25 protein-coding genes are annotated in these 22320 nt (G+C 39.9%); 20 read left to right on the forward strand and 5 right to left on the reverse strand.

The features are described from left to right. The first annotated feature begins 65 nt into the window (after nt 1-65). From ACFQWC_RS03935 to ACFQWC_RS03955, 5 genes are all read left to right on the forward strand, one after another. On the forward strand, nt 66-851 hold the full coding sequence (locus ACFQWC_RS03935; RefSeq protein ID WP_341356512.1) for a class I SAM-dependent methyltransferase: 786 nt from the start codon (nt 66-68) through the stop codon (nt 849-851). A 756-nt stretch (nt 852-1607) separates the two neighbouring features. Then, a complete protein-coding gene (locus tag ACFQWC_RS03940) occupies nt 1608-2198 on the forward strand; it encodes a YpjP family protein (RefSeq protein ID WP_299737791.1) in 591 nt (196 codons plus the stop codon). Nucleotides 2199-2795: 597 nt separating this feature from the next. Next, entirely contained in the window at nt 2796-3485 is a 690-nt protein-coding gene (locus ACFQWC_RS03945) for an anthrax toxin lethal factor-related metalloendopeptidase (protein WP_299737789.1), read from the forward strand. A 22-nt stretch (nt 3486-3507) separates the two neighbouring features. Next, nucleotides 3508-4302, forward strand: coding sequence for a thymidylate synthase (locus ACFQWC_RS03950; protein ID WP_299737788.1), 795 nt, complete (start codon nt 3508-3510; stop codon nt 4300-4302). Next, nucleotides 4299-4784, forward strand: coding sequence for a dihydrofolate reductase (locus ACFQWC_RS03955; protein ID WP_299737786.1), 486 nt, complete (start codon nt 4299-4301; stop codon nt 4782-4784). Before ACFQWC_RS03950 ends, ACFQWC_RS03955 begins: the two co-directional genes overlap by 4 nt. A 71-nt stretch (nt 4785-4855) precedes the next feature. On the opposite strand, the gene trhA is transcribed toward ACFQWC_RS03955, so the two are convergent. Next, nucleotides 4856-5494 (reverse strand): PAQR family membrane homeostasis protein TrhA, encoded by a 639-nt coding sequence (gene trhA, locus ACFQWC_RS03960; RefSeq protein ID WP_377106126.1) that lies wholly within the window; start codon nt 5492-5494, stop codon nt 4856-4858. Between the two features lie 192 nt (nt 5495-5686). Here trhA and ACFQWC_RS03965 point away from each other — a divergent pair, with 192 nt between their 5' ends. The 3 genes from ACFQWC_RS03965 (at nt 5687) to ACFQWC_RS03975 (ending at nt 7712) form a co-directional block, all read left to right on the forward strand. Beyond that, the gene (locus ACFQWC_RS03965; RefSeq protein ID WP_299737782.1) at nt 5687-6340 is read left to right on the forward strand and encodes an SOS response-associated peptidase; all 654 of its coding nucleotides are present in this window, start codon (nt 5687-5689) and stop codon (nt 6338-6340) included. Nucleotides 6341-6425: 85 nt separating this feature from the next. Further along, a complete protein-coding gene (locus ACFQWC_RS03970; RefSeq protein WP_299737780.1) occupies nt 6426-6698 on the forward strand; it encodes a DUF2535 family protein in 273 nt (90 codons plus the stop codon). Nucleotides 6699-6869: 171 nt separating this feature from the next. Further along, nucleotides 6870-7712, forward strand: a complete 843-nt coding sequence (locus ACFQWC_RS03975; RefSeq protein ID WP_299737778.1) for a DegV family protein — start codon at nt 6870-6872, stop codon at nt 7710-7712. 89 nt (nt 7713-7801) lie between these two features. Here the strand turns inward: ACFQWC_RS03975 and ACFQWC_RS03980 are convergent, their stop codons facing one another. Beyond that, nucleotides 7802-8287 carry a PCYCGC motif-containing (lipo)protein gene (locus ACFQWC_RS03980; RefSeq protein ID WP_299737776.1) on the reverse strand — a complete coding sequence of 162 codons (486 nt, stop codon included), beginning with the start codon at nt 8285-8287 and terminating at the stop codon, nt 7802-7804. A gap of 225 nt (nt 8288-8512) precedes the next feature. Between ACFQWC_RS03980 and ACFQWC_RS03985 the strand changes: the two genes are divergently transcribed. The 3 genes from ACFQWC_RS03985 to ACFQWC_RS03995 all read left to right on the forward strand — a co-directional run bounded on the left by ACFQWC_RS03985 (nt 8513) and on the right by ACFQWC_RS03995 (nt 11025). Continuing rightward, the gene (locus ACFQWC_RS03985; RefSeq protein ID WP_377106129.1) at nt 8513-9511 is read left to right on the forward strand and encodes a nucleoside hydrolase; all 999 of its coding nucleotides are present in this window, start codon (nt 8513-8515) and stop codon (nt 9509-9511) included. A 99-nt stretch (nt 9512-9610) separates the two neighbouring features. After that, nucleotides 9611-10441: an SGNH/GDSL hydrolase family protein gene (locus tag ACFQWC_RS03990; protein WP_299737772.1), complete on the forward strand. Its 831-nt coding sequence runs from the start codon at nt 9611-9613 to the stop codon at nt 10439-10441. Further along, nucleotides 10438-11025, forward strand: a complete 588-nt coding sequence (locus ACFQWC_RS03995) for a YpmS family protein (RefSeq protein WP_377106131.1) — start codon at nt 10438-10440, stop codon at nt 11023-11025. Before ACFQWC_RS03990 ends, ACFQWC_RS03995 begins: the two co-directional genes overlap by 4 nt. Before the next feature lie 76 nt (nt 11026-11101). Here ACFQWC_RS03995 and ACFQWC_RS04000 read toward each other — a convergent pair whose 3' ends face one another. Further along, nucleotides 11102-11842: a DUF4397 domain-containing protein gene (locus ACFQWC_RS04000; RefSeq protein ID WP_299737768.1), complete on the reverse strand. Its 741-nt coding sequence runs from the start codon at nt 11840-11842 to the stop codon at nt 11102-11104. Between the two features lie 333 nt (nt 11843-12175). On the opposite strand from ACFQWC_RS04000, the gene rsgA reads away from it, so the two are divergent. From rsgA to ACFQWC_RS04020, 4 genes are all read left to right on the forward strand, one after another. Then, nucleotides 12176-13201, forward strand: a complete 1026-nt coding sequence (rsgA, locus tag ACFQWC_RS04005; RefSeq protein WP_299737766.1) for a ribosome small subunit-dependent GTPase A — start codon at nt 12176-12178, stop codon at nt 13199-13201. A 258-nt stretch (nt 13202-13459) separates the two neighbouring features. Further along, nucleotides 13460-14005 (forward strand): peptide-methionine (S)-S-oxide reductase MsrA, encoded by a 546-nt coding sequence (gene msrA, locus ACFQWC_RS04010; RefSeq protein WP_299737764.1) that lies wholly within the window; start codon nt 13460-13462, stop codon nt 14003-14005. Beyond that, entirely contained in the window at nt 13998-14420 is a 423-nt protein-coding gene (gene msrB / locus ACFQWC_RS04015; RefSeq protein WP_299737762.1) for a peptide-methionine (R)-S-oxide reductase MsrB, read from the forward strand. Before msrA ends, msrB begins: the two co-directional genes overlap by 8 nt. A 108-nt stretch (nt 14421-14528) precedes the next feature. Beyond that, the gene (locus tag ACFQWC_RS04020; protein WP_377106135.1) at nt 14529-15029 is read left to right on the forward strand and encodes a PTS sugar transporter subunit IIA; all 501 of its coding nucleotides are present in this window, start codon (nt 14529-14531) and stop codon (nt 15027-15029) included. Nucleotides 15030-15121: 92 nt separating this feature from the next. Here ACFQWC_RS04020 and ACFQWC_RS04025 read toward each other — a convergent pair whose 3' ends face one another. After that, on the reverse strand, nt 15122-15703 hold the full coding sequence (locus ACFQWC_RS04025; protein WP_299737759.1) for a DUF502 domain-containing protein: 582 nt from the start codon (nt 15701-15703) through the stop codon (nt 15122-15124). Nucleotides 15704-15867: 164 nt separating this feature from the next. Here ACFQWC_RS04025 and ACFQWC_RS04030 point away from each other — a divergent pair, with 164 nt between their 5' ends. After that, complete coding sequence (locus tag ACFQWC_RS04030) at nt 15868-16008, forward strand: YjcZ family sporulation protein (RefSeq protein ID WP_082051089.1); 141 nt, start codon at nt 15868-15870, stop codon at nt 16006-16008. Nucleotides 16009-16074: 66 nt separating this feature from the next. Here ACFQWC_RS04030 and ACFQWC_RS04035 read toward each other — a convergent pair whose 3' ends face one another. Then, on the reverse strand, nt 16075-17856 hold the full coding sequence (locus ACFQWC_RS04035; RefSeq protein ID WP_377106138.1) for a methyl-accepting chemotaxis protein: 1782 nt from the start codon (nt 17854-17856) through the stop codon (nt 16075-16077). 343 nt (nt 17857-18199) lie between these two features. On the opposite strand from ACFQWC_RS04035, the gene ACFQWC_RS04040 reads away from it, so the two are divergent. Genes ACFQWC_RS04040 through ACFQWC_RS04055 form a run of 4 tightly spaced genes read left to right on the forward strand, consistent with a single transcriptional unit; the run spans nt 18200 to nt 22129 of the window. After that, nucleotides 18200-19507 (forward strand): aspartate aminotransferase family protein, encoded by a 1308-nt coding sequence (locus tag ACFQWC_RS04040; RefSeq protein ID WP_341356509.1) that lies wholly within the window; start codon nt 18200-18202, stop codon nt 19505-19507. A gap of 2 nt (nt 19508-19509) precedes the next feature. After that, on the forward strand, nt 19510-20208 hold the full coding sequence (locus ACFQWC_RS04045) for a 3-oxoacid CoA-transferase subunit A (protein WP_299737750.1): 699 nt from the start codon (nt 19510-19512) through the stop codon (nt 20206-20208). Then, nucleotides 20187-20849, forward strand: a complete 663-nt coding sequence (locus ACFQWC_RS04050) for a 3-oxoacid CoA-transferase subunit B (RefSeq protein ID WP_299737747.1) — start codon at nt 20187-20189, stop codon at nt 20847-20849. Before ACFQWC_RS04045 ends, ACFQWC_RS04050 begins: the two co-directional genes overlap by 22 nt. 14 nt (nt 20850-20863) lie before the next feature. Next, nucleotides 20864-22129, forward strand: coding sequence for a peptidase (locus ACFQWC_RS04055; RefSeq protein WP_377106141.1), 1266 nt, complete (start codon nt 20864-20866; stop codon nt 22127-22129). The last annotated feature ends 191 nt before the right edge of the window (nt 22130-22320 follow it).

Genomic DNA, 22320 nt, shown 5'->3' on the forward strand with positions numbered 1-22320 from the left:
CGTTTCTTTTTATGGTAGGATAAATAAACGAAAGAAAAACCGTAAAACGGTACCATTAAAGGAGAATGTATATAGTGTTTGTCACAACATGCGGGAGAGCGAACCAGGAAGTCATAGAAAAAGCACATAAAACAGCAGAGATACTCGATATTCCCTATATCCCCAGAAAGAAGAGATCGATTTTACACCATATGAATCTGCAAGAGCAAGACTGTTTAGTGATTGGAAAGGAGAGATTAGAACTTCATACAAGAGAAGAAAATAGCGAACCTTTCTTTTTCCATCCCAACTCCGCTTCCTTTAGAATCAAAAGAGTCATGCGCGGGGAGACCGATCCACTCATAGAAGCTTGTGACCTTAAAGAGGGTATGAGTCTATTGGACTGTACGCTGGGTCTTGCTTCAGATAGTATTATCGCCAGCCATATTGTAGGCGAAAAGGGAAGAGTAGTCGGAGTAGAAGCGAATAAGTATATTTCTCATGTCCTACATCACGGCCTTCAGGACTGGGTATCTCCACTCAATGAACTAAATAGTGCAATGAATCGAATCACCGTCATCAACGGACAATTTCAGGAAGTATTAAAGGGTATTCCAAATAATGCATTCGACGTCGTTTACCTTGATCCGATGTTTGAAGAAGCCTTAACAGATTCTCATGGAATTAACCCCATCCGCCAATGGGCCAGCTATACACGCTTAACAAAAGAAGGAATAGAAGAAGCAAAAAGGGTGGCCAAAAAGCGGGTAGTATTAAAAGAACACTTTCAGTCACCGTTATTCAAAGAACTGGGGTTTGACGTGATCAAAAGACCATCAGCCAAATTTCACTTTGGAATCATTCGAGTATAATCTTTTAATTTAGTCTCTCTTCGCGAAGATTGCTAGCTCTGCAGGACTCTGTCAATTGGTGTGTGCTAGATGGTTCGGGGAACTGCTCCGCTTTCCCCGAACGTTCGCCCAGCCTCCTCAGCTTAGCCTAACGGGGTCTCGGCACGCCAGCATTGCGCAGGAGTCTACGCAGTTCCCCTCACCATCGTTACAGAATTTTTGTGACAGATCTTAAAGGTGTGCAAAAAACAATGTAACTAGAAAAAATATTTTTCTTCCTTAAAAAAATCAATACCTCCTCACCTTAATGAGGATGATTGACAAATTTCTTGTTTTTTATGGATTTCTATTAAGGATACATGCTCAGAAAGTTGATTGGAGCGGAAGGAGGCTCACCGCCAGCCCCGCGGAAAGCGAGCATCCTGGAGCGGAAATCAACTATTACTTTCTCCTCTACAATAGCAACAAACTTTACGAAGAGAGCCTTGTGAAAATAACCTTTTTTAAACAATAAAATAGACAGGCATCTTAAGCCTGTCTAATCATCTAAGTATTAATCAGTAAATCCTAGTACAACGAAATAACCTAATAGAAGTAAGTATCCAATATTGATCATAAGTCCTGTATCCATCTAGTTATCCTCCTTACAAAGTATCCTCTTTAATATACTACCACATAAAGATTTTTATATCCTACAAAAAAATGAAACCTTTTTCACTTTTTATCCGTATGAAATAGTATAATAATAGACGTAATACATAGGAAAGGACGTTATCTATGTCAATCTGGCTCAAAAAGTCGTTTTTTATACTGCTATCCATTCTAACCTTTGGACTTGTTTCTCCTTCACAAGCCTTTCTTAATGAACAAAATCATACTATGGCAAAAGGCAATGGAAAGCCTCCGTCGGTTGAATCTGTTCCAGAGGAAGTACTGGAAGAGGAGTCTTCCATTTCCCGGGAGGATTTCATAGGGATAATGATGGTACAAGCAGAGAAAAATGCTTATGAAAAGTTCGGGTCTAAGATCAGGCCAGTTATTGAAGACGAATTCAAGTCTTTAATCCTTCCTAAAATCGAAAAGGCGATAGCTGATACAGCTATTCAATTTCCAGAAGAAGACTTAACGTCACTTACTATTTCAGAAGTGCCCCAATATGCAAAAACAGAAAAGATTTTTCATATTTATGACCAACGCTCTGGTGAAGATGTCATACGGTTTCATGTAAGAAAAGACCATCCGCCTAAAGATGGCTATTACTTCAATTTTCACTATCATACAGTGCATGATCAATTTCAGGCACATCATGATTTAGGAAGTATATATTGGGATAAAAACACTCCGCCACAATGGATGAGTGTCTCCTGATTTCAACGTCCATATTAGAATAAAGGCAAGTGCGTGAATTATGCGTGCTTGCTTTTTTGTGTCAAATTGAATGGCAGGTATGCCTTATGCTTGTCGGGGCAGAACGAGCCGCCTCCGCTTTAGTTATCTTCCAGCTCCGGCGGCTTGCCCCTCGAGGTCATAAGTCAATCTTGCCCTAAAGGCAAAAACCGCCTTTTGTGCAAGCTCGCCTTATGCTTGTCGGGGCAGAACGAGCCGCCTCCGCTTTAGTTATCATCCAGCTCCGGCGGCTTGCCCCTCGAGGTCATAAGTCAATCTTGCCCTAAAGGCAAAAACCGCCTTTTGTGCAAGCTCGCCTTATGCTTGTCGGGGCAGAACGAGCCGCCTCTGCTTTAGTTATCATCCAGCTCCGGCGGCTAGAGGCTCGAGGTCATAAGTCAAACCTGCCAAAAAGGCAAAGAGCGCCTTTCCGCCAGGTTCGCCTTATGCTTGTCGCCTCTGTCCGAGCCGCCTCCGCTTTAGTTATTGGAAACAATCTCTCCTAAAAACAACTCTATCATTATGTTAAAATAGTAATAACATCATGATACTTTCCTTAGAAGAAAGGAGGGACAATAAGTGAAGCGTATATTCATCATCCTCGCTATTTCGGTTACTCTGGTCATTCTGTGGACCAACTCAAAAGCCGACTACAGTGGAACCCTCTTAAAGCATTCTCCTCTTAAAACACAATTACAACTTCAATCCAGTAAAGAGTTAGAAAATATGGTCCTGTTGCCCCAATCAACCTATGATAAAGCAACTGCAATGGAAATGATTGAGAGATTAGATCGGATTCCAACCCCACTTTTAGAGTCTACGAATTCACAGGATATTAAAATAAGGCTGTTTGTAAAAAAATTAACCGATTTTTCTACCACAAGTCACTTGAAAGGAGTTACCCCAAGAGGGTACACTAATAAAAGTATCACGTGGGATGACGTTCCTGGAATTGGTGGATCGAAGCTAGTTTTAGTCAAAATTGGTCACAGTGAGAAAGGGAAGGGGCATAATTCGTTTAATTTAGAATTGCATGAACTCGCCCACAGTATTGATCGTTATGTCTTAACGGACCTTTATTATGAGCTCGAATTCTTGCCTCTTTGGAAGAGAGAAGCTCCACGGGTATTCCCGAACGAACCCTATTTTCTTCAATACAAAGAAGAATATTTTGCAGAAACATTTGCCATGTATTATTTAAACTCAGAAACTAGAAATCTTCTAAAGAAGAAGGCACCAGCAACATATCAATTTTTTAAAGAACTATAAATTTTTAAAAGGTGTGGTCAGTGTGAAGCAATATTTAGATTTGTGCAAACATGTTCTTGAAAATGGCACGAAGAAAGAAGATCGAACAGGTACAGGCACGATGAGCACGTTCGGTTATCAAATGCGTTTTGATCTAAAGGAAGGTTTCCCTCTTCTTACGACTAAAAAACTGCATGTGAAATCCATTATCCATGAACTCCTTTGGTTTTTAAAAGGGGATACGAACGTTGAATATCTTCAAGAACACGGAGTCCGAATTTGGAATGAATGGGCCGATGAAAACGGAGAGTTAGGTCCTGTATATGGTCATCAATGGAGATCGTGGTCAGGAGCGAATGGTGAAACGATTGACCAAATTACGAATCTGATTGATACGATTAAAAACAATCCAGATTCCAGAAGAATGATCGTAAGTGCGTGGAATGTTGCGGATGTAGATCATATGGCTTTGCCTCCTTGCCACTGCTTATTCCAGTTCTATGTAGCCGATGGCAAATTATCCTGTCAGCTATACCAACGTTCCGCTGATGTTTTCCTTGGCGTTCCTTTTAATATAGCTTCATACGCTCTATTAACAATGATGGTAGCCCAGGTATGTGATCTGGAAGCTGGAGAGTTCGTTCATACTTTCGGTGATGTACATATCTATCAGAATCACCTTGATCAAGTGAACTTACAGCTTTCCAGAGAACCTAGATCATTACCATCATTATCTATTAATCCAGAAGTGAAGGATATTTTTGGATTTAAGTTTGAAGATTTCACCCTTGAAGAATATGATCCACATCCACATATTAAAGGAGCCGTGAGTGTATGATCTCTTTTATTTGGGCAATGGATCAGAATCAACTAATTGGGAAAGACAATGGATTGCCATGGAGGCTTCCTGAAGATCTGAAATACTTCAAGAAAACGACAAATGGACATGGAATCGTCATGGGAAGAAAAACGTTTGATTCCATCGGTATGCCGTTACCAAAAAGGGAGAATGTCATTCTTACAAGAAATACAAGCTTTCAACCGGAAGGCTGTCTCGTCCTGCATTCTGTAGAGGATATCCTGGAATGGGCAGAAGGAAGGGACTCTGAAACCTTTATTATGGGCGGAAGAGAAGTGTACAAGCAGTTCATCCCTCATGTAGATAAGTTGTATGTAACAGAGATTCATCATGAATTTGAAGGCGACACGACCATGCCTTCCATCCCATGGGAGAATTTCACTTGTGTCTCATCTGTTAAAGGATTGAAGGATGAGAAAAATCCTTACGACTATGAATTTAAGGTATATGTACGTAAATAGATGAGAAGATAATAAAAGGGTACTGCCGGGATATCCCGGCAGTACCCTTTTATTGAAAAACATAACCATACTTAAACGTAAAACAAGATACAGAAATACATAAAGCTGCTTCCTGCCAATACGAAAAGATGCCAGATCGCGTGATTGTAAGGCAGTTTGTTCCACACGTAGAAAATGGCTCCGATGGAATACATGATTCCGCCTGCCAGCAACAGTCCGAATCCGGCACCGGTAAGACTGGCATATAATGGTTTTATGGCAATGATGACAAGCCAGCCCATCACAAGGTAAAAGAAGGTGGAAACGACCTGGAAACGTTGAACAAAGTAGCATTTAAATACAATTCCTACAATGGCGAGTCCCCAGACAATCCCAAACAATGTCCATCCCAATCCACCTCTCACACTGATTAGCATAAACGGAGTATAGGTTCCGGCGATCAGGATATAAATAGCCGAATGATCTAAAATGGCAAATAGATTCTTTACTTTTGAAGGCTTAAAGCTGTGTAACAAGGTTGAAAATAAGTATAGAAGAATCATTGAGGAACCGAAGATAGAGAAGCTCACAATATGCCAGGCGGATCCTTCATGTACGGCGAATATGATTAACATCACTAAAGCGGGTATGCTCAAAATTAATCCGATTCCGTGGGTAATGGCGTTTGCAACTTCTTCTTTCCAATTGGAAAAATCGAAATCATATGTCAAAGAAGTCTCATCCTTTCTATAATGCCCTCATTGAACGCTCAATGAGTCAACAATGTATATATTTATGATAATCCTCTTATCGTCATTGTGCAATCATTAACATAGTAAAGGATTAAAGTGCGCCTTTTGGATTAGAAATTCTTCTCATTATGATGTATATTCCTAAGTAAAGAAACGAATGAGGTGACAGTGGTGTGCGGTAGGTTTTCCTTAACGACTCCTTTAGAAGAATTAGTAAGACAATACTTAATTGATGAATTCCTTGAAGAATGGCAGCCTCGATACAATATTGCCCCATCACAAAAAGTTCTTTCCCTTATATCACATAAGGGCAAGCGCAGAGCGGGAGAGATAACGTGGGGGCTCGTTCCTCATTGGGCAGAACGGAAGAAGTGGAAACCGTTGATCAATGCCCGCAGTGAAACCTTATTGGAGAAACCCAGCTTCAAATCCCTTGTCCATTCGAAAAGAATGGTGATATTTGCAGATGGTTTCTATGAATGGAAGAAGGAGAACACACAAAAGGTTCCTGTGAGATTTCAATTAAAAGAGGATGAGCCATTTGTATTTGCCGGGTTATGGGATCGTAATGGGGAGGGGGCAACCTCTACGATTCTTACAACAGAAGCTAACTCACTTGTAAAACCGGTTCATGAACGAATGCCTGTTATACTCACGAATCGTGAGGCCATTGAAAAATGGCTGAATACGGACGATTATTCATTTGAGGAAGCGTCCTCGGTTTTAAAACCGCTTCAGAAAGACGGAATGAAAGGGTACCAGGTATCCAATTTCGTTAATTCACCCAAACACGATTCGGTTGAATGCATACTGCCTGTTTCTTAAGAGATCTTTAGAAAAAATATTAGTATTTTTGCATGATTAGACATTTTATGCGCCGTGAAATGGGGTATAATAAGAGTATAAACGGGTGAAAAAGAGGATTGATACTTTGCTGACAAAAACCATTGAGTTCAAATCAACGGATGGACGGAAGGTCAAAATCTTGGAAGTTCCTGTCATGAAGGAAGATAGCCCACTTTATCTAAGGGTAAATCTTAGGCTGAATCAATTTATTTCAAAGATTGTCAATCAGAATCGGCATAAGACCATCTTCAGCTTTAGAGAATATTTAAAGAGAACGACGAAATGGTCAGAGTATGAAGAAATTTATCAATCAGAAGAGTTAAAGAATAATGCATAATTCTAAAAGGGGCAGGTCCTTTAGCGTGAAGGTTACGTTGGGCCTCTCCTTTTTATTTGGGAATTATAACATCTAGATAGATTGCAACGTGAAGAAATCCCTGCTATCTATTTAAATCCGTAGCATTTAACGATATAATACTATTGATATGGGAGATAGGATGTGGCAAAAATGACCAAAATAAATATTGTAACAGACTCGACGGTGGATTTATCCGATGAGGTCGTAAAAGAACTTGATATTCATGTAGTTCCTCTATCCATTTCAATCGATGGAGAAACGTACTTAGATAGAGTTGATCTTTCGCCTTTAAGCTTTCTTGAGAAAATGAAAGCTTCAAAGGAATTACCCAAAAGTTCGCAGCCACCAGCAGGAACATTCGTTGAACTTTATGATGAACTAGGAAAAGATGGTTCGAAAGTTTTGTCCATACATATGACAGGTGGAATGAGTGGAACTGTCCGCTCAGCCGAATCGGCTGCTGAAATGTCTTCATCAGATGTTACAGTTGTGGATTCACGTTTCATTTCCAAAGGACTGGCTTTCCAGGTAATTGAAGCTGCAAAGCTTGCAAAAGAAGGTAAATCCCTTGAAGAAATCCTTGGAGCCATAGAAGAAATTCGTCAAAATACAAATTTATTTGTTGTTGTTGATACACTTGAAAACCTGGCAAAAGGCGGAAGAATCGGAAAGGGACGGGCAATGATTGGTTCCTTGCTTAACATTAAACCTATCGCTTCTTTAGAAGGTGGCGAGTATACTCCCGTAGCCAAGGTCCGTAGCCATACACAAGTGGTCAAATACTTAACAACACATTTCTTGGAAGACGTTAAAGGCAAAACGATACGGGGTGTAGGACTTGTTCATGCAGATGGACTGGAGCTGGCTCAAAATCTTAAGGCTAAGATCATTGAAAAAACAGGTTACGACCAAATCGATATCGTTCCGACAACACCAATCATCAGTACGCACACTGGAATTGGTGCAATAGGATTTATGTATTACACGGATTGATTTATTACGATAAGACGAAAGGGGATTTTTCCTTTCGTCTTTTTTTATATAAAAAAAAAGACAGCAGAAGATTCTCCTGTCTGTATTCATCATGAGGGCATCGGCGTCGGAGTAGGCTTAGCGTACCCTTCTTTATATTGTTCATCAATAAAGTTCCTAATTTGTTTGATGGACTCACCATTCTTGTATTTCACAATGGACTCTGCCGCAATTTCCAAACATACCTGACATCTTGTACCGTGATCATCCCAAACCACTTTTTCACCTTTTATTTCGTAAACAAAGCAATTCAGGTTGCTCTCATGTCCAGCTGAATCACCGCAACCGCAATAACAAGGGATATATTGTAACAGCTCAGGATTTTTAGCAGCCGAAGAATAAATAAGCTTCATATTGTCATCTTTATCGTTAAGGAAAGAGGGAAGTGTATCAACAGAAGCGGTTTCTTCACGGATATCTCCATTAGCGGCTGTATGATCATGGTGAGCTTCCTCTTCCTGATTACTTGAACAACCGGTGATAATGCCTAATAAACCTATAACAAGTGTGAAATATAATAAGAGATTTTTCTTCATACGTTCACCTTTCCTATTAGTTTGTACATGTATTGTACCATTTTTAAAAAGCAGGTACGTACCATTTCTTGAAGATTTTATGTATCTTCTTGCGTCCTCATAACCAAATCAATCATATCATAGAAATATAATAGGTAAGAAAGCTCAGTCTACTCTTCAAGGTATTGGTCAAATGGCATGACGATTCTTCCTATGCAGTAAATAAATGAAAGGAAGTGTCCGAATTTGTATGATAAGAAGAAGGTATTGGTGATTTCAGACTTTGGAATCGATGATATTGTCGCTGTATTGTATGCTTACTATAGTGATACGATTGAAATAGTAGGAATTGTTTCTGACTATGGAAATGTCTCTAAAGAGAGTGCGTTGAATAACGTCAAATACCTTCAAGGCCTCACCGGGATAACCGATATCCCTGTCATCGGGGGAGCGGTCTCTGCTTTAACCGGTGCACAACCTCAATTCTATCCCGAGGTTCATGGGATATCCGGGTTAGGACCCATCATCCCTGAACAAATAGAACTTGATAGCTATGAAATCAGTGAGAATTTCTATGAAATCAATGCACTAATTGATAAGTATGCAGGAGAATTATTTATATTCTCTGCCGGACGTTTAACTTCCTTAGCAACAGCCTTTGTCCTATATCCAGAAACAATGAAAAAAGTGAAAGAATTCTATGTAATGGGAGGGGCATTTCACGTACCAGGAAATGTAACCCCGACTGCAGAAGCGAATTTTTTTGGGGATCCTTATGCAGCGAATATCCTGATTCAACTCGCACCCAAAAAAATCCACCTCATTCCTTTAGATGTAACGATGTATGCACTCATAACACCTTCCATGATTGATTCCCTTCATGAATATTATTTAAAATCAAATGACAAAGTCGGGCAGATCATTAAGCCGATGGTGGATTATTATTATGACTTCTACAAGAAGACTTACCCTGATATATCCGGGAGTCCCCTGCACGATTTATTGGTTATATGGGCTCTTGCCGATGGGGAAAAAATGATATTTGAAGAGGTACCTATCCGGGTTGCCGTCAATACGGGATGTACTTTTGGTCAGAGCATAGGAGATTTTAGACAATCAAAGGAAAAAGCACCATGGCGGGTTCATAAAATCGCGAAGCAGTTCAACTATGGACAGTTTATAACAGAAGTATTCGCTACATTCAAATCAGGTTCCAGCCGTCAGTTCATTAAAGAAGACAAATGAGTCACATGAATTTACATGTTGATAATGTTTTGTTTACAAAGGTTTCATGACTAAACAAGCGTGATATAATAATATTAAAGTGCAAGCGAGGTGACGTATATGAAAAAATTAACGATTCTCATGCTTGCTTTTGTTTTTTTTCTGTCAGGCTGTTCGTTAGAAGATGCTGCTAAGCATATTACAAGAGAAGTATCCATGTGGGATAAAGATAATCCGAACGAAACCTTCATACCGCAAAATTTAAAAGTTGTTTCCGTGGGAGATTCACTAACTCAAGGTGTAGGAGACAGTACGAAAAAAGGTGGATATGTACCTTACTTAGAGGAACATCTGGAATCATTAGATGGAGTAAAAGACGCCCAATTTCATAACTACGGGGTAAGAGGGAACCGTACCGACCAATTATTAAAAAGATTGAAAAAGGAAGATGTGAAAGAATCGATTGAACAATCCGATTTAGTCATGATCACGATTGGCGGAAACGATGTTATGAAAATTTTCCGTGAAAATTTATCACACTTGAAGTTAGATGTGTTTCAAGAAGAGAAACGACAATACCAATTGCGGTTACAAGAGATTATCGAGACGATCAGGAGCTATAACCCAAATGCAGGAATCGTTCTTACAGGGTTATATAATCCATTTAATACATGGTTTTCTGATATAGAAGAAGTCAACCAGGTGATTCATGATTGGAATGATGCCAGCCAGGAGGTTCTTTCAGATTATGATAAAACCTTATTCGTTAAGATAGAGGACTTATTTATTGATGCAGGTGATACTTTGTTATATGAAGACTACTTTCATCCAAATGATGAAGGATATAAAATGATAGCAGATCGTATGTTTATAAACCTGACAAACGGGAAAACATTAGCAACATTGACAGATAGAACAGATTCTGTAGAGGAAGAGGAGCAGCCGTCATGAAGAACAAATGGAAGGTTGGTTTTTTTGTTCTTTTAGGTGTGATATTAATAGGATTAGCCATCATTGTTTCAATGATCTTTATGCCGATAAAAGACGATACATTGCCTAAGAACAACGAAAATCCCAACCAGGAAGTAGGATTTAACGTTAATACTAATAAGAAAGATCTTAATCTCATTATTGAGCATTATATTGAAAAAGAAGGAATGAAGGGACCTGTTGATTATAATGTTCAATTAAAAGATGATGTGGAATTAAAAGGGTCTGTACCCGTTTTCACTTCAAACATTGATTTTAAATTGGATTTCGAACCAAAAGCATTAGAAAATGGAGATATTTTATTGAAACAGAAATCAATCTCTGTAGGATCACTGAATCTGCCGGTTTCCTATGTAATGAAAGTGATGAGAGATTCATATAACTTTCCAGACTGGGTGAAAATTCAACCCAATGATGAATTAATATACGTTTCATTACAGGAAATGGAACTGAAAAGTGATATAAAAGTAAGAGCAAATGAATTTAATCTGAAGGATGATACTATTTCTTTCCGATTATTAGTCCCTGTGGACCGTGCTCAATAAAGGAAGGTGGCCTCCTATTGGAAGCCACCTTTTTCTTACGAGACAATCAGTGATTGAACCCGAAAGATGGATATTATTACCCTTTTAATAGTATGGCCTCAAGCTGCGGTGTTCCGTTGGCTAATCCAACAGCTACTATAGTGTATGCTTGATTAGGGTTTAATTTTACATTTGGGATACTCAGGACGCTGTTTTTGCTTCCTGCCACCCTTGCCTCAAGATTGACTGTCATTGGAGTTAATCCAAGGTATTCAGTAGCTTGTTTGAAGGAGACATTTGGAAAAACAACATCTCCGCCTTTTACTGCAATATCAACTGCAGGTGCGTCTGGCGAAAGATGAATGAATTTGACCTTTGTTTCCCCATTTGGAACCGTTGGATCATCAATAAATGGCAACAGTTGCAGTTTATTAAGGGTACCTACAGCTGCAAGTGTATAAATCTTACCTGGATCAATTTTCACTTTTTTACTTATTACAGTCGTCACACTTGTACCGGCTGGATAAACATCAATATGATATTTACCAGCCGGTAATGTTAAATAGTCACTTACATCTTTAAAGGCCACATCTCGTAAAACGCGTTTTGCATTTACATACACATCTACATTAGGTGCATCAGGTACTGCATGTAATACGCGAACATACGAAGGCTGGGTGGATGTAGTCATATCAGCGCGCTGTGCTTGCAAAGCCAGCCTCATGTATTTTAAATGTTTTTGATAGTAATGAATATGCATGGATGGATCTGAGTATTTATAATAATCGGATAATAAGTCATACATCGCTGCTTTATTCAAATAATCGTGTTGGCTCATCCGTTATCTCTCCTTTTTCTTTATTAACACAATAGATTATGCGGAAGAGAAAAAAATGGTGAAAGAACCTATTTTTTGAATAAATCAGAAATATTTCTTGCGTTATAGAAGAAAATAATGGATAATTAAATTAATAATTGAGAAAGTGGGTGATGACATATGAACTTATTATTGATTTGTTATACAAGTAAACTAAATACGCTTCAAAATGGTTCTGCGCGTCAACTCACTTTTAACGGGATAATCTGATTTTTTTCATTCTTTCAATCTTGAAAAAATCCGTTGGCGTGCAGAACTGCGCATCGGATTTTTTTAATTTTGGGAGGAACTGAATTGAATAATAGAGAAGAAGTATTTGAAATGATGAAACACTTTGAGGAAGAAGGATATATGTTAGGAAGAGTTGTGACCGAGCAGAAGGGTGCCTTCATGGTTATGACCAAAACAGGAGATCTATTAAGTAAAATATCCGGGAAGCTCAGGTTCCAAACGGTTAAACGTGAAGATCTTCCAGCAGTAGGTGATTGGGTTCTCCTGAGCGAAGAAGGAGCAATCATTGAAAAGGTCCTGACGAGAACAAGTAAATTTTCAAGAAAAAAAGCAGGAGAAGAAGCGGAAGAGCAAATCATTGCCACGAATATAGATACCGTTTTCATTCTTTCTTCGTTAAATGATGATTTAAACAGTAAACGGGTGGAGAGATATTTACTTCTATGTTGGGAAAGCGGGGCAAATCCCGTTGTCGTTCTTACCAAATCTGATACATGTGAGGATATTGAAGAGAAAAAGAGAGAAGTTGAAAGCAAATTGCTGGGGGTTAAAGTATTAGCCATAAGTTCTGTAAATCATGAGGGAATTGAGGAACTGCAGCCCTATCTGGAAAAGGGGAAAACGGTCGCCCTTGTCGGTTCTTCAGGAGTGGGTAAGTCCACCCTAACCAACCTCTTAGTAGGAGACGACGTCCAGAAGACGAAACAAATTAGGGAATCCGATGATAAGGGACGCCATACGACAACACATAGAGAGTTATTCTTATTGGGCAATGGTTCTTCCATCATTGATACGCCAGGCATGAGAGAAATCCAACTTTGGCAGGGGCAAGAAGGATTATCCACGCAATATAACGAGATCGAGGAGTTGGCACTGCAATGCCGATTCACCGATTGCCGTCATGTGGATGAACCTGGTTGCAAGATTAGAGAAGCGATTGCCGAGGATTCCCTTTCCGAGGAACGATTTGAACATTATCAGAAATTGCAAAGGGAAATCGCCTACATGGAGAGAAAAGGGAATAAGCGATTGGAATCTTTGGAACGTAAGAAGTGGAAGAATATCGGTAAACAAAGAAAACTTAAATAATGGATTAAGGATTGACCCCGGGGTCAATCCTTTTTTTATTTCTAAAGTTCTTTTTAATAAAATGTTGTTTTTTAGGTAGATGTTGTGAAATCAACCACCTCCCTCCTGATTAAATTCCAACAACGTCTAAGGAAACAGCTATGTTTGTATTTCTTAAGCAATTGAACAAGCTTTAAATTTTACCTTTATAACTTAAATGCGTTAAAATCTCATACAAAGGGAATAGTGAAAGAGAATGAAGTGGAAAGGATGATGAGCATGTCAGAAGCTTCGAAATATCAGAAAGCTACATTTGCTGGTGGTTGTTTTTGGTGTATGGTAAAACCGTTCGATGAACAGCCCGGAATCGGTAGTGTCATATCAGGTTATACGGGAGGAACCGTTCCGAATCCGACCTATAAAGAAGTATGCTCTGAAACGACAGGTCACTATGAGGCCGTTCAAATTGAATACGATGCTTCCCTGTTTCCTTACGAGAAACTATTAGAAGTGTATTGGCAACAAATCGACCCAACCGATCCCGGTGGGCAATTCTTTGACCGTGGACATTCGTATAAAACGGTGATTTTCTACCATAACGAAGAGCAAAAGAGGATGGCAGAGAAATCTAAAAAGGAGCTTGCAGAATCAGGTAAGTTTCAAAAGCCGATTGCAACACAGATTTTACCTGCGGATAAATTTTATCCTGCAGAGGAGTATCATCAGGATTATTACAAAAAGAACCCTGCCCATTATAATCGATACAGCAGAGGATCTGGAAGAGTAGCGTTTATTGAAAATCATTGGGGGGAAAAGAATGAGTAAAGAAGATTTAACGAAAAAGTTAACTCCTGAACAATATGATGTCACGCAAAACAACGGGACAGAGCCACCATTTAGAAATGAGTATTGGAATACGTTCGAAGATGGAATCTATGTAGATATCGTATCAGGTAAACCGCTCTTTAGCTCTAAAGACAAGTATGATGCCGGTTGTGGCTGGCCAAGTTTCACGAAGCCAATTGATGAAGAGGAAATTTCAGAAAAAGAAGATCGAAGTCATTTTATGGTGAGAACGGAAGTGAGAAGTACGGAAGCAGACTCTCACCTGGGTCATGTATTTAATGATGGACCTGGACCAACGAAGCTCCGGTACTGCATCAATTCAGCAGCTTTACGATTCGTCCCGGTAGAAAAGCTCGAAGAAGAAGGATATGGGAAGTACAAAAAAATATTTTAAAATAATGAATTGTTGTGAAACCCTTCACATATGTGCTAAAATAGACTTCTCATGTTTACAATGAGCTACATATGTGTATATAAAATATAATTAGGAAGGTGAATGATTATGTTAAAGAAGCTTTTTGGAAAAAAAGAAGAAGCGCCTAAAACCGTTAATGCAGTTGCACCTTTAACGGGTACATTAAAATCACTTGAAGATGTTCCAGACCCGGTTTTTTCTCAGAAGATGATGGGAGATGGAATTGCAATCGACCCGACAGAAGGTAAAGTCGTTTCACCTGTAGACGGCGAAATCATGCAGCTTTTCCCAACAAAGCACGCAGTGGGTATCAAAGCGAAAAACGGTGCTGAAATTCTTATCCACATCGGTCTTGAAACAGTATCAATGAACGGTGAAGGCTTTGAAGCACATATTTCAGAAGGGTCAAAAGTGAGTATGGGAGATCCATTAATTACGTTTGACTTAAATCTAGTGAAAGAAAAAGCAAAAAGTACCATCACGCCAATCATCTTAACAAACGGCGATGACATGGATGAGCTCGTAAAAAAAGAGTTAACTTCTGTGATAGCAGGACAAGATGAGGTATTAGAGATTTCATCTAAATAATGAAGCATGAAGAGACCGGCATGTTTGCCGGTCTCTTTTTTGAGGAATGGACATCCGGACCTGATAACGTTCTTATCTAATCAGCTTAACAGCTATTTCTCCTTCTTCGTCGTCATTCCACCCGACAAGATAAACTTCATCGCTTCTTCAGATTTAATATCAAGTATTTCAATATCAGTTTTAGGAATCAAAAAAGTGACTCCGGCTACTTGGAAGGTTTGGGGTACGTATACTGCAACGTGATCTTGCAGGTCATTATGCAGGTCTGCAAGGTTCTCTGTTGTGATAAAGCCCATGCATTTCATCGTTGTGCCAGGCATTTTGATGAGTGCCACTTTGGAAAAGGATTTCTTTTCTCCTAAGAAGGAGTGGATGGTATCCTTTATTACCGAGTAAATCGTTTTGACAAAGGGGATCTTGTGTAATAGAACGTCTACTATTCGAATGATCGTACCTGTGAAAAACTTGGTTGATAGCCAGCCAAGAACGGTCAAGAGAATGATGGTGGCGAAAAGTCCGATACCAGGAATATAATTTTCATCGAGGTATGGTTTTAATACATTGCCTAATAAACCGTCTAGAAATAGAAACATTTTATATACAACATAGGCGACCAGGCCAATTGGGACTATTGTAAGAACACCATTAATAAACGACTTTAAAAACCATTTCATGCTGTCACTTCTCCAATCTTCGGTTAAAACCTACCCCTATTATATAGAAAGGTTATAGTGCAGAAAAGGTGTGTCCCTAAATAAAATAGGCGAATACACAAACCTTTTCTAGGTAGATGACATACAGTGTATTGTAAATAAATATTTCATGAGGAGTGATAGGTATGAACTATGGTTATGGTTGTGATCCATGTTATCAAGGTGGATATGCTTATCCAGTTGCCGGTTACAATAATTTTGCGTTGATAGTTGTGTTATTCATCCTGTTAATTATTATTGGAGCCGTTTGTTTCTGCGGGAAGTGATTCATGGTTTAGAAGTGAATCACGAAAATAAAAGGGAGCTGTCACTTCGACAGCTCCCTTTTAGTCTTAAATTTTAAAACTTGAAATGAGTTCTTTTAATTTTTCCGCTTGTTGGGAAAGCTCTGAGGCGCTAGCTGTTACTTGTTCCATCGCAGCTGATCCTTCCTCAGATGCAGCAGCAGTGGTTTCTGTGTTAGAAGCAGTCGCTTCAGCAATTTCATTGACCAGGGCAAATGAAGTAGCGACTTCCTGACTGAGATTAAGGGTTTCCTGGATATGACCAACCATTTCTTCCACGACAACCGTTGTTTTAGTAGTTTGGCTTAGAATATCTTCAAGGGAGGCGTTTGTTTCATTTGTCATTTCAACCCCTGCGATTACCTCTTTCACTCCATCAGAGTTCTGTTTCATGATGACATTCACTTCTTCTTGAATACTGTGTACGATTTCGGTTACACCTTTCGCCGCTTGTCGGGATTGTTCCGCGAGTTTTCTGACTTCATCCGCCACCACGGCAAAGCCTCTTCCATGTTCCCCGGCGCGTGCTGCTTCAATAGCTGCATTCAATGCAAGTAGATTGGTTTGTTCTGCAATGTCAGTAATGGTTCCGATAATGGTCGTAATTTGTGAAGAACGCTGTCCTAACGCTTCTACGGTTTCACTTGTATTGGACATGGTTTCTTCAATACTCAGCATTTTTGATGAAGAAGCTTGAACGGTTTTTCCGCCCCTTTCAGCAACTGCTCTCATATCACGAGCGGTTTCTTTTACCATCTCTGCTTGATTGAATAAGAAACGGGCGGCTTCTTCCAAGCTATTCATTTTGTCTAATGAAGTAGACATTCGACTTGTTGTCTGATCGCTTCCAGCCGCAATTTCGGTAGATGTTTCTGCAATGGAAGTTATCGTGCGTGACGTTTCTTCGGCTGAAGCAAGAAGCTCCTGACTGCTGGCTGAGACGTTTTCCGCCATTTCAGAAACCTGTTTCACAAGGATCGCGATTCCTGCAATGAGTTGATTCGTATCAGATGCGAGGTCTGCCAGCTCATCTTTGGATTTTACATGAATTCGTTTTGTTAAATCTCCACCTGCGTTCGCAATTTCTAAAATAGAACGACTGATCTTCTTTGTGTTCATTTTAATTGTATGAGATAAGATGACTCCGAAGAAAATAGCTAATATAACCGCGAATGCTGATAAGCCAATGGTCACGATCTTGGATAGGTAAACTTGTTGATTTAGAGATTCAATACGATTGTTCAGATCTTTTTGTTGGTCGACTACGATCATATCTACATATGAACGGATTCCATCCAGGTATTTCTTACCAGTACCCGATTCAACAAGGGTAGCTGCTTCCTCGAGCCCTTTATCCTTTCTTGTCTCGATTACCCGATCAACAAATTGCATCCAAAATCCATATTGAGCTTCGATCTTATCCAATTTATCAAGCTGTTTCTGATCATCCTGTAATAGAGTAGTCAACTCTTCAAAATGACTCTCTACCTCACCTTTACCATTTTGATAGGGTGCTAGAAATCCTGTTGCCCCTGTAATGACAAAACCTTGTTCCCCAATTTCAATTTCATTTAATACCTTTGATAGATCTTTTACTTTTGTATCAACCTGCATATCGTATGTAATTAACGTGTTGATTTCTTTTTCCAGCTTCAGCATATTGAAGTAAGAGGTAGAGGCAAGGACTAAAAGGACAATTGTCAATAACCCGAATGACAGAACCACTTTTCCCCTGATTGTCCGAAAATAAGAGAAGACCCCTTTGCTTCTACTAGAACCTTCTTTCTTAATTCTCTTTCTTTTTGTATGTTTTTCTTTTGTCTTCTTCACCATTTCCCCTCCTGAAGATAAGTAAAAAGTAGCATCTAAGGATGAACTTACCATTATTTTATACATATAGACCTAATTTATCTAGTCACTCCATAAAATTTTTGTCGAATTTTTGAGAATTTTAGTATATTTCAACCAATAAAATATGGCTAAAAGAAAAAAGCTATCACTTTTTACCAAGCCTTTGACGTTTAACGAAAATTCATCTGTATTATTCTTTTTTCTTAAAGGAAAGAAAGATTCCGCTTTTCATACATATGAATAATGGTAGGGAAATCTTTATGTGCAACCAGATGAGCGAATCGAAAGAGAGTACGAATCTGATTCTTTCAGGAGGGGGATTATGCCTCATTCGCATTTAATAAAACCACTGATTGGTGAACACTATCCGACAATTGATTATGGAAAAGGTGTCTATTTGTATGATACCGATGGACGGGAGTATATGGATGCTTGTTCTGGAGCGGTTACTGCAAATGTAGGACATGGCATGGAAGAAATTCTTCAATCTATTGTGAATCAAGGAAATAAAGTAGCATTTGTGTATCGTTCTCAATTCAGTAATCAGCCAGCTGAGGATTTAGCGACATTCCTTCATGAGAAGACAGGTTATCCATGGAGTTTCTTCGTGAATAGTGGTTCTGAGGCTGTGGAGACGGCCATCAAGATTGCTATTCAGCATTGGCAGGAACAGGGGAAACCGATGAAAAGAAAAATTTTATCCAGATGGCTGAGTTACCATGGTATCACTTTCGGTGCTTTATCTGCTTCAGGTCACCCAACCAGAAGAGAACGATTTGACTCCTACTTAGGAGACTGGCCAACAATTGAGCCTCCTTATTGTGCTCACTGTCCTTTTGGAAAAACACATCCATCATGTGATCTTGCGTGTGCTTCTCAATTAGAAACGATGATTAGCAGAATAGGAGCCGACAATATTGCTGCATTTATGGCGGAACCGATCATCGGTGCCGCAGGTGGGGCGATCACTCCCCCAAAAGGTTATTATGAACGGATCAAAGCAATCTGTGAGAGACATGATATTTTGTTTATTTCAGATGAAGTGATGACCGGATGTGGTCGGACTGGGACTTTTTTAGCTTTAGAGCAGTGGAAAGTGAAAGCCGATATTGTAGCGATAGGTAAAGGGTTAAGCGCCGGATATGCCCCTATCGCTGCGACCCTCATTTCCGACAACATAATGGAGCCGATATTGAATGGGTCGAAAGTTATTATGAGCGGTCATACATTCAGTGGGAATCCAATGTCTGCAACAGCAGCACTTGCTGTTCTGAAACTGATTGATTCAGAAAAGATGATTGAAGGTGTCGATCATAAAGGAACATACTTGAAAAATCTAATAGAAAAATTAAAAACTGAATTTTCCTTTGTGCAAGATGTGCGAGGAAAAGGACTCATGTTGGGAATAGAGCTGAGTTCCCTTGGAGCACCTTTTACTTCTTATATTGTTCAAGCGGGGGTTGAATGTGGGATTTTGTTATATCCCGCAGCGGCGGGGATAGATGGAAGGAAGGGCTCCGCCATTATGGTTGCTCCCCCATTAAACAGTTCAAAAAGGGAACTTGAGGAAATGGTTAAAAGACTCAGAAGAACCTTTCAACTAGTAGAAGAGAATTGGAAGGAGATCTAAATATGCCCGGTCTTCACAATAAAAGAAGCAGTTATGAAAATATAAAACAATTTTTTTATGATGGAATGACTTTGATGTTCGGAGGATTCGGAGGGGTGGGATCCCCTCCTACTATAAGTAAGCATTTATTGGATTGGGGAACTCAGGAAATCACGATTATAGGAAATGATACAGGTTTTCCCCATATCGGTATTGGACAATTAGTAGCCCAAAACAGAGTAAAGAAAGTGATTGCTTCCCATATCGGATCTAACCCGATTGCTGGTCGTTTAATGAGTGAAGGGAAGCTTGAGGTGGAATTCTCTCCTCAGGGAATATTGGCAGAGAGAATTCGGGCAGGGGGAGTCGGGTTGAAAGGAATCGTAACCGAAATCGGCGTGGATGATCCATATTTAAATAAAGGAAAACCCATACTGGAGATAGATGGAAACCGCTTCTTATATGAAACCGCCCTCGTTGCTGAAGTTGGGGTTGTGTATGCCAAAAAAGCCGACACATTTGGCAATCTTATTTATGATAAAAGTGCCAGAAATACGAATCCACTTGTGGCTATGGCCGCGGATATTACGATTGTGGAGGCAGAAGAAATTGTGAATGTGGGTGAATTAGATCCTGAGGAAATTGTCACGTCGGGTGTTTTTGTAGATCATATTGTTTTGTCTAAAGGAGTCGACTGGAAATGGGCATGGGAAACGAATTGAAGGATAGGTTAGCCAAACGTGCGGCTTTAGAAGTGAAAGAGCATATGATTGTTAATTTGGGAATCGGAATACCCTCCCTTGTTCCGAATCATCTTACCCCGGGGTTTCCTGTTGTATTTCAATCGGAAAACGGAATTATTGGAATGGGGCCTGCACCGGGGGAAGGGAAAGAGGATGAAAACTTGTGTAATGCAGGAGGATTCCCTGTCTCATTAATGAAGGGAGGCTGTTATACAGATAGCTCCATCGCATTTGCCATGATTCGCCGGGGCAAGATTGACCTTACGATCCTAGGCTCGCTGCAAGTCAGTGAGAAGGGAGATCTTGCAAACTGGATTATCCCCGGCAAAAAGGTACCGGGAATGGGGGGCGCAACCGAACTTGCGTCAAAAGCAAATAAAGTCATTGTACTCATGACCCATTTAGATAAAAATGGTGAGAGCAAACTCGTGCGGGAATGTACGCTCCCATTGACGGCCAGGTCTTGTGTCTCCATGATTATTACGGACCGGTCTGTCTTCACAATTGAGAATGATCAATTGATATTGTGTGAAATATTCAGTCCCTACACACTTCAAGATATTAAGGAGACAACAGATGCCCGTTTCACATTAAGCTCTTGCTTAAAATATTTACGTTAAAAGGAGGGCCCCATTTGGAAACTCATCGTCTCATCAGGGAAATAATAGAAGAAAAAAAGAAAAGGACCACCAGGCTTCTGCAAAGATTAGTCCAAGAGGATAGTGTAAGAGGAAATGAATCAAAAGCGCAGGCAATCGTAATAGAGAAGTGCCGTAAACTTGGTTTAGAGTTGGATATTTGGGAGGTGAACGAAAACGATGTAAAGGATCATCCCTTTTACCGGTGCGATCGAAAGGAATTCAAAGGAAACCCGAACGTGGTCGGGGTACTGAAAGGCCAGGGTGGTGGAAAGAGTCTTCTGCTAAATGGACACATTGATGTTGTACCAGAAGGTGACAGGAAGGATTGGACATATGATCCATATGGTGGTTTGATCAAAGACGGAAAGCTTTATGGACGCGGGGCAACGGATATGAAGGGAGGAACTGTCGCTTTACTACTCGCTATTGAGGTTGTGAAGGAGTTAAAAATTCCCCTCAAAGGTGATATTATCTTTCAGAGTGTGATTGAAGAGGAAAGTGGTGGAACTGGTACCCTCGCTGCATTGGTAAGAGGGTACAAAGCAGATGGTGCAATTATTCCCGAACCTACCAATATGAAGATTTTTCCTAAGCAGCAAGGTTCCATGTGGTTTCGTCTTAGAGTAAAAGGGAAATCTGCCCATGGAGGAACCAGATACGAAGGGGTAAGCGCCATAGATAAAGCATACACAGTGATTAACTCTCTTCAGCACCTGGAAGAATCTCGAAATCAGAAGGTGGATGATCCTTTATATAGCAATATTCCTATTCCGTTACCGATTAACATCGGTAAAATAGAAAGTGGGAAATGGCCATCTTCCGTACCTGATTTGGCTGTAATTGAAGGAAGGGTGGGGGTTGGTCCGTGGGAAACCCTGCAAGAAGTAGAAAAGGAGGTTGAAGCTGTAATCTCAAGCCTGAAAGAGGTTGATTCATGGTTTGATCATCATCCAGTGGAGATTGAATGGTTTGGTGGCAGGTGGCAGCCGGGCGATCTTTCTCGTGATCATGAAATCGTGGAGAAACTTTGTTATCATGCCAAAGAAGTATTGGGAATCACTCCAATCATTGAAGCTTCTCCTTGGGGAACGGATGGAGGAATCCTTTCTCAGGGAGGGAATATTCCGGTTGTCGTATTTGGTCCTGGTACAACCGAGGTGGCTCATGACGCAGACGAATACATTGAATTGGATAGAATCTACCAAACTGCTGAAATTCTTACCTTATTTATTATAGATTGGTGCAATAAACAGTCATAATTTTCTTTTTTAAGGGGTATAGGATAACAAATAGAAACCTTTCGGGGGCCTCAATGTAATCCCTTAAACTTCATAACCTCCACAGAAGGAACAACTCACTTGATTAAAGACAGAGGTTGTTCCTTTTTTGTGTTGGTTTGTTTCATAACTTATCCTTTCATTTCATATGTTGGTTAAAAAGGGGCTTATAA

This window comes from Rossellomorea sp. GCM10028870 (genome assembly GCF_042666755.1).
Classification (GTDB): Bacteria; Bacillota; Bacilli; order Bacillales; family Bacillaceae_B; genus Rossellomorea.